We start from the raw sequence: 13,449 nt of genomic DNA, 5'->3' as shown, positions 1-13,449 counted from the left end.
TCTAGTCTGTAGGTTCCTTAACTACATCATGCGCACACCCGTATAAACAACTCTTTATTGTTGTCATGTGGGTGGTGTTGGGCGGCTCATTTTCCCTGTTGGAAGCTTATGTAGCAGGGATATTTAGCTAAGCTTGCTCCGCTCCCCTGCCGCCGCTTCATCCCTCCACCTGAGACTGCCCCTAGGGGGCACCCATACGCCGTTTCTGACCGCAAAACAACCCGCCCCGCACTCTCCTTCACGAGAGTGCGGGGCGGGCTGTGTGTTCAAGATTCCCCCGTTTTACTCGGAGTATCTCACGATGCGGTTACTGGGCTTCATTCGGTTACTGGGCTTCACGCGCCTGCTGTCGGCGTACACGCTCACGCACCGCATCCTGGGTGGTGTCGTTGATTTCGCCAACGAGCTCCTCCAGCACGTCTTCGAGGAAGACCACGCCGAGGGTTACGCCCTGTTCATCCATAACCTGCGCGATATGGGTTCGACTGCGCTGCATGGAGGCGAGCGCATCGTCAATATCGGTGGTCGGGGTGAGCGTGTCCAGGGAACGCAGCTTGTACCAGGGGAAGGGCTCCTCGAACCGCTCGGGGGCGATGGCGAGGGCATCCTTCACGTGCAGGTAGCCCATGTAGGTTCCGTCGCTGTCGGTAATGACGAAGCGGGAGTAGCCGCTGCGTGCCACGGCGCGTTCCAATTCGGCGGGGGTGCTGCCGAAGGGCAAGGTGACGAGCTTATCGCCGGGCACCATGATTTCGTAGACGTCCTTCTCGGTGAATTCGAGGGCACTTTCAATCACGCCGGCGTCGTCTTCCACGGTGCCTTCCGCGGTTGAGGTTGCCACGATGGTCTGCAACTCGCCCAGGGTGAAGGTGGAGGCGACTTCGTCCTTCGCGTCAACCTTCATGAGCGCCAGCAGCTTGTTGGACAGGTTGTTCAGCAGGGCGACCACGGGGGCGAAAATCTTGGAGAAGGTCACCAGGGTCGGCACAATCCAGAGAGCCACACCGCGGGCGGCGAGGGTCACGGCGGCGTTCTTGGGAACCATCTCGCCGAAGATCACGTGCAGGTAGGTGACCAGAATCAGGGTGATGACGAAGGCGATTACGTCCACGATCGCGTGGGGCAGGCCGACCAGGTGCAGGGGCACCTCCATCATGTGGTGCAGTGCCGGTTCTGAGACGTTCAGAATCAGCAGGGAGCAGATGGTGATGCCCAGCTGGCAGGTGGCGAGCATGAGCGAGACGTTTTCTAGCGCGTAGATGACGGTCTGCGCTCGCTTATTGTCTTCTTCGGCGAGCGGTTCGATTTGTGCTCGTCGGGTGGACATGATGGCGAATTCACCGGCGACGAAGAAGGCGTTTCCGGCGAGCAGGATGACGAGCAGTGCGATGGCTACCCAGTCGTTCATGCGTTGCCTCCCTTCTCGGTCTGTTCCTGTGCGCTAGGTGCGGGGGTGAATCGGATGCGGTCCACGCGGCGGCCTTCGAGGGTGTCGACGCGCAGGGTGCCGCCGGGTACGGGGACGCTGTCGCCTACTTCGGGGATGCGGCCGAGTCGTTCCATCATGAAGCCGCCGACGGTTTCGTATTCGGGGCTTTCCTCAACCTCGAGTCCGGGGATGAGGGTGTTGATTTCGTCGGGGCGGCGCAGGCCGGAGAACACCCAGTCGCCGTTGCCGTAGCGTAGGGGGCGTTCGGTGCGGCCGCGGTCGTGTTCGTCGGAGACTTCGCCGACGATTTCTTCGACGAGGTCTTCGAGAGTTGCGATGCCGGCGGTTCCGCCGTATTCGTCGAGGACCACGGCGAGCTGCAGGGCGCCCTGGCGTAGCTGGGTGAGCAGCGCGTCCAGGTGCAGGGTTTCGGGAACCTGTAGCACGTCTTCTGCGAGGGCGCCGGCTTCGAGGGTTTCGCGAACCTCCGGGGGCACGCCGACTGCCTTCTTCACGTGTACGACGCCCACGATGTTGTCGTGGTCGCCCTTGTAGAGGGGGAATCGGGAGTGGCCGGTGGAGCGTGCCAGCTTGATGACTTCGGCAACGGGGGCGGTGTCTTCGAGCATGGCGACCTGGCCGCGCGGGGTCATTACTTCGGAGGCGGTCAGCTCGGAGAAGCGCAGGGTGCGGTCCACGAAGCGTGCCGCGTCCGAGTCGAGGGTGCCTTCTTCTGCGGAGCGACGAACCATGGAGGAGAGCTCTTCGGGGGTGCGTGCCGCGGAGAGTTCCTCCTTGGCTTCCATGCCGAAGCGTCCGAGGATCCAGTTGGCGGAGCCGTTCATGATGCGCACGAGCGGGGATATGACGCGGGTGAAGGCGAGCTGCGCGGGGGCGACTCGACGCGCCACATCGTAGGGTTCGGCGATAGCGAGGCCCTTGGGCAGCAGTTCGCCGACGATCATGGAGAGCAGGGTTGCGATGAGCATTGCCAGCAGCAGGGTGAGCATATCGGTCACGCTGGTGGGCAGACCCAGGCTGCTGATGGCGCCGGTGGTGAGCGCCTTGATGGCGGAATCGAGAGTGTAGCCGGTCAGCAGCGTGGTTATGGTGATGCCGATCTGGCAGCTGGACAGCTGAGTGGAGAGGGTTTTGAGGCAGCGCAGGACGGCGTCGGCGGCTTTATCGCCGGAGTCCTTTGCCTGCTGCACGGTGGCGGTTTCGAGCGCCACGAGTGAGAACTCTACGGCAACGAAGAAGCCGGTACCCAGGATGAGGAGCAGGCCGATGAGCAGGAGAATCAGATCCACTCAGCCACCGCCTCCATCAACTGGTGCACGGTGCCTTGGGCCTGGCGGGGTAGCCCCGCAGCCAGGCTGTCCAGATGCTGAGCATCGGAGGTGGTGTTTTTGGGTGTTACCGTGCCGTGTTGAGCAGAGTACGCGGGCAGTATTCTGCGCTGGCTAGTAGTCAGAGTCTTACTCAAAGGGTCATCCATACCCCATATTTTAGCGAAGGTTTCGTCACTTCCCGGTGCTGTAGAGTGCCTGCTCACAAGTGCAAGACAGCACTTGTTGCGCACGCGGCTCATTGCTAATCCGTAAGAGTGAAAAATTGCATTGCGGATATGGCGCGATGAGCTGGAAAGTTCACCGTGCTTCTCTTTACACTTATACATAGGAGCATGAGTGTGCCGCCATGCAAGCGGATGAACCCCGACGTTCACGGCACGCTAGGCAGGTTTGTACGGTGCACACCCCGCACATACGGCCACCATCTTAGGCGATGCGCACATGCTCAGCGTGATGATTCGCCCCTCGAAGACGCGGGTCGTCTATGCCGGGGAGAGTCCCGGACGCGACGGATAAATTCACACTAATTGGAAGAGGCGTTTAACGTGCCAAATCTGCCAGAACATCTGGTGCCTGAGGAATTTGCCGGTAACGAATGGTTCGTTGAAGAACAGTACGAGCGTTACCAGAAGGGCAAGAACCTCGTGGACCCTTCATGGTGGCCCATTTTTGAGACCATCGACAAGGCGCTGGGAGGCGCCGGTACCGCTAGTGCAGCTCCTGCTGCGGCACCCGCCGCACCGGCTGCGCCTGCCGCACCTGTAGCAACTCCCGCCCCCGCGGCACCGAAGCCTGCGGCTGCGCCTGCTAACCCAACCCCTCCCGCTGCTACCAAGAAGGCTGAACCTGTGGAACCTGCTGAAGACAAGATTGTCCCCCTCCGCGGCCCTGCTAAGGCAGTCGTCACGACCATGGAAGAGTCGCTGACTGTCCCCACCGCGACCACCGTTCGTGCGGTCCCCGCAAAGCTGCTCATTGAGAACCGTGCTGCCATCAACAAGTACCTGGCAAGCACCCGCGGTGGCAAGGTCTCCTTCACCCACATCATTGGTTACGCAGTAATTCGCGCAGTGGCAGCGATGCCTTCGATGAACGTGACCTACGGTGTGGACGAGAAGGGCAAGCCCGTTGCAATCCACAACGCACACGTGAACTTTGGTCTGGCTATTGACCTGCCCCGCCCCGACGGTTCCCGTAACCTGGTCGTTCCGAACCTCAAGGGTGCTGAGCAGCTGAGCTTCCGCGAGTTCTGGGATGCGTACAACGACATCGTTAAGCGTGGCCGTAACGGCGCGCTGACCATTGAGGACTTCCGCGGCACCACTGTTTCGCTGACCAACCCCGGTGGTATTGGTACCGTCCACTCGGTGCCCCGCCTCTCCAAGGGCCAGGCAGCCATCATCGGTGTGGGTGCTCTGGAGTACCCGGCTGAGTTCCGCGGCCTGTCCGAGAAGCTCATCACCCAGCAGGGTCTGTCCAAGATCATCACCCTGACCAGCACCTACGACCACCGCGTCATTCAGGGTGCAGGTTCCGGTGAGTTCCTGAAGCTGGTTGAGCACTACCTGCTCGGCGGCGACGACTTCTACGACGCAATCTTCCGCGACCTGAAGGTTCCTTTCGAGCCGGTTCGTTGGGCACGCGACAACCACGTCGATGACGCTCAGGAGATCTCTAAGGTTGCACGTATCCAGCAGCTGATTCACGCTTACCGCGTGCACGGCCACCTGACCGCAGCAACCAACCCCGTTGGTTACAAGATGCGTTCGCACCCGGACCTGAAGCTGGAGAACTACGGCCTGACCCTGTGGGATCTGGACCGCGTCTACCCGACCGGTGGCTTCGGCGGTTCCGAGCGTCTGCCGCTGCGCACCATCCTGGAGCGCCTGCACGAGGCATACTCCGGTTCCCTGTCCGTTGAGTACATGTACTCTGAGAACCCCGAGGTTCGCGCATGGTTCCAGGAGCGCCTGGAGCGCGGCGTTGCTAAGCCCACCCGCGAGGAGCAGCTGCGTGTTCTCTCCAAGCTGGTTGAGGCTGAGGCATTCGAGAACTTCCTGCAGACCAAGTACCTGGGTCAGAAGCGCTTCTCCCTGGAGGGCGGCGAGTCCCTGATTCCGCTGCTGGACGCTGTTCTGGACAAGGCCGCTAACAACGACCTGAAGGGCGTTGCCATTGGTATGGCACACCGCGGTCGCCTGAACGTGCTGACCAACATTGCTGGTAAGTCCTACGCTCAGATTTTCCGTGAGTTCTCCGGCACCGCAGCACCTTACGAGGGCGGCTCCGGTGACGTGAAGTACCACCTCGGTACCGAGGGTGTCTTCACCTCCGATTCCGGTAAACAGACCCAGGTGTACGTGGCTGCTAACCCCTCGCACCTTGAGGCTGCAAACACCGTGCTCGAGGGTATCGTCCGCGCTAAGCAGGATGTCTACCGCGAGCAGGGCGTTGAGGGCCACCCGGTCCTGCCGATCCTGATTCACGGTGACGCAGCGTTCGCTGGCCAGGGCATCGTCATGGAGACCCTGCAGATGGCTGACCTGAAGGCGTACACCACCGGCGGCACCGTACACGTTGTGGTGAACAACCAGATTGGCTTCACCACCCTGCCGAACGACGGCCGCACCGCAACCCACGCTACCGACATTGCGCGTATGACCAAGGCCCCGGTCTTCCACGTCAACGCCGATGACCCGGATGCGGTGGTTCGCGCTGCACGCCTGGCATTCGAGTACCGTGAGCGCTTCGGTCGCGACGTTGTCATTGACCTGATTTGCTACCGCCGCCGCGGTCACAACGAGGCTGATGATCCGTCGATGACCCAGCCGAAGATGTACCAGGACATCGACGCACTGCCCTCGACCCGCACCCTGTACGCACAGGACCTGGTCGGTCGCGGCGACGTCTCTCAGGAAGAGGCAGACGAAGTTCTGGACTCCTACCACTCGAAGCTGGACGCTATCTTCGTTGAGACTCAGTCTTCGGCACCGGCTCCTGCTGGCGCGCACGTTTCCGGTCTGGAACTGCCCGCTGCTCAGCAGAACACCGAGGTCGTTCACGGCGGTAAGACTGCGATTTCCCGTGAGACTTTCCAGCACATCGCTGACGCGTTCGGTAAGGCTCCCGAGGGCTTCACCGTCCACAAGAAGCTGAAGAAGCTCATGGAGCAGCGCGTTGAGATGGGCCGCACCGGCAACGTGAACTGGGGTATGGGTGAACTGCTCGCCTTCGGTTCGCTGCTGATGGAGGGCACCGACGTTCGTATGAGCGGTCAGGATGTTCAGCGCGGTACCTTTGTTCAGCGTCACGCTGTTCTGCACGACCACATCACTGATGAAGAGTGGTCGCCGCTGGAGCACCTCTCTGAGGACCAGGGCAAGTTCCGTATCTACAACTCCTTCCTCTCTGAGTACGGCGTTCTCGGCTTCGAGTACGGCTACTCGGTGGAGCGCCCCGACTCGCTCGTGGTGTGGGAGGCTCAGTTCGGTGACTTCGCAAACGGCGCTCAGACCATCATTGACGAGTTCGTGTCTTCCTCCGAGCAGAAGTGGGGCCAGCGCTCCTCGCTGGTTATGCTGCTTCCTCACGGCTACGAGGGTCAGGGTCCTGACCACTCCTCGGCTCGTGTTGAGCGTTACCTGCAGCTGTGCGCTGAGAACAACATGACTGTTGCCTGCCCCTCGACCCCGGCTTCGCACTTCCACCTGCTGCGTCGCCACTCTCAGCACCGTCCGTACAAGCCGCTCGTGGTGATCAGCCCCAAGCAGCTGCTGCGTCTGAAGGCTGCTGCGTCCTCCATCGAGGACTTCACCGAGGGTTCGTTCCAGCCGGTGATTGGTGACCGTTCGGGTATCAACCCGGCTCAGGTTGAGCGTGTGGTCTTCGTATCCGGTCGTCTCTACTACGATCTGGAAGCTGAGCGCGAGCGCCGCGGCGACACCAAGACCGCTATTGTCTCGGTGGAGCAGCTGTACCCGCTGCCCGAGCAGGAGATCAAGGAACAGCTGGCTCTGTACTCGAACGCTACCGACGTTGTGTGGGCTCAGGACGAGCCTGCTAACCAGGGTCAGTGGCCGTTCATGGCTCTCAACCTGCAGCCGCTGATTGACCGCCGTATGCGTCTGGCTTCCCGCTCCGCAGCTGCTTCCCCGGCTGCCGGTACCGGTAAGCTGCACGCAGCTGAGGCTGAGGCTCTGCTCAAGCAGGTCTTCGAAGGCTAAGGTCTTCTACAGCTGATCGGCTCATGATTTAGCTCTTCAAAACCCGTCTGCCCGTCAGATGTTTCTGGCGGGCAGACGGGTTTTTTAGTCTCGGATGCTTACCGGATAGGGTATTAAGTTCGAAAAGAGGCCGGTAAGCGCTTATCCTAGATATGAAGACTATTACTCACGTGCCTTGCCGCCTCTCACGGCGGGCGCATCCTGCTGAAGAAAGAATTCCGTGGAGCAACGCAATATTCGAATTGTGGCAGTCGGCGATGACCTGCTCGCCGGTGTTGGCGACCCCCGTACCCTCGGCTGGTTTGGCCGCGTTATGGCGCGCACCCCGCAGACCACCGCATCCATTGCGGCATATAACCTTGCCGCCCCCAATGAAGGTAGCGAGCAGCTGAATGCACGCTGGTTCGAGGAGGCGCGCCGCCGCTTCGTTCCCGGTGCTGATAACCGCCTCATTATTGCTCCGTCGACCTTTGACATTGATTTGGGTCTAACCAGCGCTCGTTCGCGTTTGAACCTGGCGAACATTGTGGACATGGCGTCGCAGAACAACATTAAGGTTCTGGTTGTTGGTCCGCCGCCGACCCTGGACGCTGAGCGTAACCGCCGTATCGCTGACCTGTCGGCGGCGTACGCGGATGTGGTGACCCGCCGTAACCACGTGTACGTGGATACGTTCAACCCGCTGCTTCACCACGAGCAGTGGCGCAACGACCTTGCCGCGAATGACGGCCGCCCGGGTCAGTCCGGTTACGGTCTGATGGCGTGGCTGGTTCTGCACCGCGGCTGGTACAACTGGCTGAACATTCCCGAGCACGGCTAAGAGCCCGCTCCCCCGGCTGGGGTTGTGAGCTGATGCGAAGAAAGTTCGTGTTTTTTAGCTCATATCCCGGTTCCAAGATGCAATCATGCCGTTTCTATGAAAAAATAGACGGCGTTGCCCTTATAGCGTGGAGCACCGGTTTTCGGTGACCGCCTCTGCTAGGGCAGGTAATAGGGAGCGCGCACCGCGAAGGTGGGGCGTGCATCCATGAACACTATAAGGAGGCTCTGATGAGCAAGCGCGGTCGTAAGCGCAAGGACCGTCGTAAGGGCGGCGCAAACCACGGTAAGCGCCCCAACGCATAAGGTATCTTGCATACACTTTAAAACCCCGGCGTTTCGGATATTATTCGGACCCGGGGTTTTGCTTTACCCGCAGATGTTTGTGCACATTCTGCGGAATAAAGAGAAGAATTCTACGTTATGGAAGTGAACGCCTGGCGCGTTCCTGTAGAGGAGAAACATGGCTGAAACCAACACCGCGGCGGATACCCGCGAGCTGCGCGAACACTTTACCGCGGACGCTATGCAGTATGTGGATCAGCTCTACGCTGCCGCCCTGCGGATGAGCCGCAACTCTGCCGATGCTGAAGACCTGGTGCAGGAAACCTACATGAAGGCTTTTGCTTCATACCACCAGTTCACCGAGGGTACGAACCTGAAGGCGTGGCTGTACCGCATCCTGACGAATACGTACATCAACCTGTACCGTAAGCGTCAGCGTGAGCCGCAGCAGTCTCAGGGTGAGACGGTGGAGGATTGGCAGCTGGCTCAGGCCGGTGAGCATGATGCGGTGGGTCTGCGTTCTGCCGAGGCGGAGGCGCTGAGCGCCTTGCCGAATACGGAGGTTCGTGAGGCTTTGAATGAGCTGTCTGAGGATTTCCGTATGGTAGTGTACTACTCCGATGTGGAGGGGTTCGCGTACAAGGATATTGCGGAGATTCTGGATATCCCCCTGGGCACGGTGATGTCTCGCTTGCATCGTGGCCGCCTTATTCTGCGTGAGAAGTTGCTCGATTATGCGCGTGAGAACGGTCTGCGCCCGTCAACCATCGCAAAGGTAGAAGCGCAGGCTGAGGCGAAAGCTGCCGCGAAGGCGAGCGCTAAGGCGCAACCGGCTAAGGCTATCAAGGGCACTAAGGCTATCAAGGGCACTAAGGCGGCCAAGGGCGTAAAGTCCCCTCCGGCGGGCTCTGGCTCCGAGGCGCCTGCAGATTCTTAGATTCGCTCTTCTACCCGTGAGCTAGCCCCCATGAGGTTGAGGCTAGACTCCCCTAAGGCTTTATACCTTCCGTGTGAAAGGAACCCCGATGTCAACCACAGACAAGAATTCTTCTGTCCCCGAAGCCTCCGCGGCCTCTGAGCCGTTGGAGGATTGCGGCGGTCAGCCCTGCTCGGCGACCCTCAAGCGCCTCTACGAATTCCTCGATAGGGAGCTGAGCCCCGAGCAGCTACGCACGGTTCAGACACATCTGGATGCCTGCCCCGAGTGCGCGGATGTGAAGGACTTTGAGCTGATGATTCGTGAGAAAATGCGTTCTTCGTGCGCTCAGCAGGCGCCCGAGCAGCTAAAGGCTCGTCTGCTGCAGGATGTGCAAAAGTTCTGCGCCGAGGCTAACCTCTAAGCTGCCTCAGGCTCTTGCCTCGCTGGGGGGGGTACAGAAATCTAATGACAAGTTAAGGCGGTGCACCAATGACGGTGCGCCGCCTTTACTCGTATTGGTTGGTTTCGCGCTGTCTGGTCCGTGTTGCCTGGTTCGCGCTGCCTATCTCATCGCTGGAGCTCTCAGAGGCTCGCAAACCCTCAACCGGTAGAATAGGGGTAGACGTCAACCGGCGCAGCCTCTCTGAGTCTGCGCCCTCCCCATGATTTGAACCAGAAGAGGATGTATGAGCGACGCAGCAGTGCAGCTTTCCCCCGGTGATTGGCCCGCTCCCCTAGCACCCGCCTCCAGCGAAGCCGCTGGCAAGAACGCGCTGGTGCATATTCCGGGTTCTAAGTCGCTCACGAACCGTTATCTGTTGCTTGCTGCTCTGGCTGACTCTCCCTCGTATTTGCGTGCGCCGCTGCATTCGCGCGATTCGGCGCTCATGATTGAGGCGCTGCGCCAGCTGGGTGCGGGTATTGAGCTGGTGCCGACCGATTCGCCGTTCGGTCCGGATGTAAAAGTCACTCCTCTGAGCTTTGTGGAAGCGCATTCCGCACAGGCTCAGTCCGATTCCGCTCAGTCGCGCACCGTGTCGATTGAGTGCGGTCTTGCCGGTACCGTGATGCGTTTTGTGCCCGCTCTGGCGGCGTTGATGCCGGGTGAGTTCGCTTTTGACGGTGACCCGCACGCTCGTCAGCGTCCGATGGGTCCGGTTCTGGAGGGTCTGCGTCAGCTGGGTGTGCAGGTGGATTGTGAGCAGGGCGAGAACGCTCTGCCCTTCGTGCTGCGCTCCCCCGGTCTGGCGAGCGTAGAGGGTGTTTCTGAGGCGCCCGTGGTTCGTATTGATGCTTCGACGTCGTCCCAGTTCGTTTCGGCGCTGTTGCTGATGGCGCCTCGCCTGCCCCACGGCATGGTGCTGGTGCACGAGGGCTCTTCGGTGCCATCGATCCCGCACATTCAGATGACCGTGGAGGCGCTACGCCAGATGGGTATCGAGGTGCAGGAGCACTACCCGAACCAAGGCAACGAAGCAGAGAGCGGCGAGTACCGTTGGACGGTTCGCCCCGGTTCTTTCCCCGGCTTTGAGATGACCATTGAGCCGGACCTGTCGAATGCCGGTCCGTTCCTTGCTGCCGCCATGGTTACCGGCGAGTCGGTGACTATTCCTCACTGGCCGGCACCCGCGGATGATTCTTCGGCGGGTACGACCCAGGTGGGCGATATGTGGCGTGAGCTTCTGCCCGCGCTGGGTGCGCAGGTTCGCTACGCTGAGGGCCGTCTGACCGTGACCGGTCCGGCGCAGCTTCCCGAGGGCGACTTCTCCTTTGACCTGTCTGCCGGTGGTGAGCTGGCACCGACCATGGCGGCTGCCTGCGCTTTCGTGAAGGGCCGCGTTGAGCTGACCGGTATTGCGCATCTGCGCGGTCATGAGACGGACCGCCTCGCAGCGCTCGCCGCCGAGATTAACCGTCTGGGAGGTGCCGCCCACGACACCGCCGATTCGCTGGTAATTGAGGCGCCCATCCCCGCTACCGCTGAGGCTGCGCCGGTTCTGGCGCGCACCTACGACGATCACCGCATGGCAACCTTCGCGGCGATTATTGGTCTGCGCCGCCCCAATGTGGTGGTGCAGAACGTAGCCACCGTGGCTAAGACCATGCCCGAATTTACCGCAATGTGGGAGGACATGCTGGCGCAATGGCAGGCCGGCGCTTCCACCTCTGACGTTACCGCCGACCAGGAGGTCTTCTAAATGGGTTCTTCCCGCATGAACGTGCGCGATTTCTCCGAATGGGATGAGTCGGATGTGCGCGTGCGCCCGAACAAGAAGGGCTCCCGCCCCCGCACGAAGGACCGCCCGACCTTCAAAGAAGCGATTCGTGGCAGGGTCATTACGGTGGACCGTGGCCGCTGGTCGGTCGTCGTGGATGAGGGTACCGAGAAGGAGCGTACCCTCATTGCGGCGCGCGCTAAGGAACTGCGCCGCACCGCGATTGTGACCGGCGACTTTGTGGACCTGGTGGGTGACACCTCCGGTGCGAAGGATACCCTGGCGCGCATTGTGCGTCTGGGCGAGCGCACCTCGATTCTGCGCCGTAGCGCCGACGACACCGACCCGTCGGAGCGCGTGGTCGTGGCGAATGCTCAGCAGCTGGTGATTGTGGTTGCTGCGGCGAACCCGGAGCCGCGCACCGGCTTCATTGACCGTGCCGTGGTGGCGGCGTTTGATGCCGGTATTGAGCCGATCCTGTGCATTACGAAGACCGATGTGCGGTACCCGCAGAATCTGCTGGATTACTATGCGGCGAGCGGTTTGAAGATTGTGCTGTCTTCGTCTTCGGATGGTTTGGCGCCGAGCCAGGAGGGCGCTGCCGGTTTGGAGTCGGCACCGGTTCAGGAGCTTCTGCAGGAGCTGCTGGGTCAGGTGTCGGTGCTTCTGGGACATTCGGGTGTGGGTAAGTCGACCCTGGTGAATGCGCTGACCGGCTCCGAGCGTGCGACCGGTCATGTGAACGCGGTGACGGGTCGTGGCCGCCATACTTCCTCGTCGGCGTTGGCGTTGCGTCCGGTGAATGCGAATGGCGATCCGATGGAGCCGGGCACCTGGATTATTGACACTCCGGGTATTCGTTCTTTCGGTCTGGCGCATGTGCCGCCGGAGACCGTCGTGGAGGCGTTCGTGGACCTGGCGCCGGGTGCGGCGGATTGCCCGAAGGCGTGTACGCATGCGGCGCAGGCTCCCGAGTGCGGTCTGGAGGCGTACGTTGCTGCCGGTCATGCCGGTGAGAGCGGTCCCGCCCGCCTGGAGTCCTTGCGTAAGCTGCTGCTGTTGACTCCTGAAGAGGGCGATTCGGAGAAGGAACTGGGCGCTCTCGTCTAGGTTCTCTCCCCTGTATTACACACAGCACTGCACACACATTTTTGCTGACTACATCACCGAATACTGAAGAAGAGCATTACTATGAGCCGTCCCCAGCAGTACACCGACGATTTGCGTCTTGCGCATATTCTTGCCGATAGCGTCGATCGTGTGAGCGCCATGCGTTTTCGTGACCGCCCGGTCTTCTCCCCCGCATCCGAGGCACTAGAGCCCGCCGAGGCGGCACCCGCTGCGGCACCGTTGGCGCCGTGGCAGCAGGCTACTCAGCAGCCCGTAGAGCCGCAGGCGCCGGTGCAGGAGCCTGCCGATTACGCCTCGGGTGTGGCTCAGGAGGTTGAGGAGCTTCTGCGCGCGCAGCTGTCGCGTGTGCGTACTCGTGACGGTATTGCCGGTGCGCATGCCGGCTATAACGGTCAGGCGGCACGCCAGTGGGTGATTGCGCCGATTGCTGAGCTAGATAATTTTCGCCGCGGCGTGCCGGTGTGGGCGACTCTGATTGCTTTGCTGGATCAGGGTGAGCCGGTGGTGGGTGTGGTGTCTGCACCCGCTCTGGGTCGCCGCTGGTGGGCTGCTCGCGGTTCGGGCGCGTACACGGGTAAGTCTTTGGCGCAGGCGACTCGTCTTGAGGTGTCTTCGCTGACTCAGCTGGTTCAGCTGTCTGCCGCGTACACCGACCTCTCTTCCTGGAAGGCGGCCTCTGAAGGCGCTGTGGACCGCTCTGGCGAGCTTGTACAGCTTCTGGGCTGCGTGGGTCGTTCCCGTGCGTACGGTTCGTTCTGGGCGGCGTGTATGCTCGCTGAGGGTGCTGTGGACACCGTCGTGGACGCATCCCTGTCTTTCTACGAGGTGGCGGCGCTACTGCCGCTGATTCGCGAGGCTGGCGGCGTTGTCTCCACCCTGGAGGGCGATTTGCCCGAGCACGCGGGCGTTTCGGCCGCCGGTGTGCGCCCGGTGTCCCTGGTGGCAAGTAATACGGCGGCGGTCCAGCAGCAGGTGCTGGAGGCGCTCGCGCCCCAATCCTAGTCTACCCTTCCCCTGAGCAGGAGGCAGTAAAAATATAGCGAGGCGGCGGCTTTCCGGTCAGTGGAAAGCCGCC

At 61.2% G+C, this 13,449-nt stretch carries 11 protein-coding genes; 8 read left to right on the top strand and 3 right to left on the bottom strand.

Annotated features, from left to right (window positions below):
* Positions 1-325 precede the first annotated feature (325 nt).
* Genes HMPREF2927_RS01940 through HMPREF2927_RS08990 form a run of 3 tightly spaced genes read right to left on the bottom strand, consistent with a single transcriptional unit; the run spans position 326 to position 2,915 of the window.
* On the bottom strand, positions 326-1,408 hold the full coding sequence (locus HMPREF2927_RS01940) for a hemolysin family protein (RefSeq protein ID WP_070685037.1): 1,083 nt from the start codon (positions 1,406-1,408) through the stop codon (positions 326-328).
* Complete coding sequence (locus HMPREF2927_RS01935) at positions 1,405-2,739, bottom strand: hemolysin family protein (RefSeq protein WP_070685035.1); 1,335 nt, start codon at positions 2,737-2,739, stop codon at positions 1,405-1,407. Before HMPREF2927_RS01935 ends, HMPREF2927_RS01940 begins: the two co-directional genes overlap by 4 nt.
* On the bottom strand, positions 2,730-2,915 hold the full coding sequence (locus HMPREF2927_RS08990) for a hypothetical protein (protein ID WP_141754865.1): 186 nt from the start codon (positions 2,913-2,915) through the stop codon (positions 2,730-2,732). The genes HMPREF2927_RS01935 and HMPREF2927_RS08990 overlap by 10 nt, the downstream gene beginning before the upstream one ends.
* A gap of 411 nt (positions 2,916-3,326) precedes the next feature.
* On the opposite strand from HMPREF2927_RS08990, the gene HMPREF2927_RS01925 reads away from it, so the two are divergent.
* From HMPREF2927_RS01925 to HMPREF2927_RS01895, 8 genes are all read left to right on the top strand, one after another.
* Positions 3,327-7,004 (top strand): multifunctional oxoglutarate decarboxylase/oxoglutarate dehydrogenase thiamine pyrophosphate-binding subunit/dihydrolipoyllysine-residue succinyltransferase subunit, encoded by a 3,678-nt coding sequence (locus HMPREF2927_RS01925; RefSeq protein WP_070685115.1) that lies wholly within the window; start codon positions 3,327-3,329, stop codon positions 7,002-7,004.
* Positions 7,005-7,224: 220 nt separating this feature from the next.
* Positions 7,225-7,824: a GDSL-type esterase/lipase family protein gene (locus HMPREF2927_RS01920; protein WP_005505446.1), complete on the top strand. Its 600-nt coding sequence runs from the start codon at positions 7,225-7,227 to the stop codon at positions 7,822-7,824.
* 230 nt (positions 7,825-8,054) lie between these two features.
* Complete coding sequence (locus tag HMPREF2927_RS09365; protein ID WP_095343185.1) at positions 8,055-8,129, top strand: 50S ribosomal protein bL37; 75 nt, start codon at positions 8,055-8,057, stop codon at positions 8,127-8,129.
* A 157-nt stretch (positions 8,130-8,286) separates the two neighbouring features.
* Positions 8,287-9,045: a sigma-70 family RNA polymerase sigma factor gene (locus HMPREF2927_RS01915; protein ID WP_070685031.1), complete on the top strand. Its 759-nt coding sequence runs from the start codon at positions 8,287-8,289 to the stop codon at positions 9,043-9,045.
* Positions 9,046-9,133: 88 nt separating this feature from the next.
* Positions 9,134-9,448, top strand: a complete 315-nt coding sequence (gene rsrA / locus HMPREF2927_RS01910) for a mycothiol system anti-sigma-R factor (RefSeq protein WP_049352592.1) — start codon at positions 9,134-9,136, stop codon at positions 9,446-9,448.
* A 265-nt stretch (positions 9,449-9,713) separates the two neighbouring features.
* Complete coding sequence (gene aroA / locus HMPREF2927_RS01905; RefSeq protein ID WP_070685029.1) at positions 9,714-11,225, top strand: 3-phosphoshikimate 1-carboxyvinyltransferase; 1,512 nt, start codon at positions 9,714-9,716, stop codon at positions 11,223-11,225.
* Positions 11,226-12,353 (top strand): ribosome small subunit-dependent GTPase A, encoded by a 1,128-nt coding sequence (gene rsgA / locus HMPREF2927_RS01900; RefSeq protein WP_012903240.1) that lies wholly within the window; start codon positions 11,226-11,228, stop codon positions 12,351-12,353.
* An 81-nt stretch (positions 12,354-12,434) separates the two neighbouring features.
* A complete protein-coding gene (locus tag HMPREF2927_RS01895; protein ID WP_070685026.1) occupies positions 12,435-13,376 on the top strand; it encodes an inositol monophosphatase family protein in 942 nt (313 codons plus the stop codon).
* Positions 13,377-13,449: the final 73 nt, after the last annotated feature.

The organism is Rothia sp. HMSC061E04 (assembly GCF_001813685.1).
GTDB lineage: Bacteria > Actinomycetota > Actinomycetes > Actinomycetales > Micrococcaceae > Rothia > Rothia mucilaginosa.
This window is presented reverse-complemented; position numbering and strand designations above follow the sequence as displayed.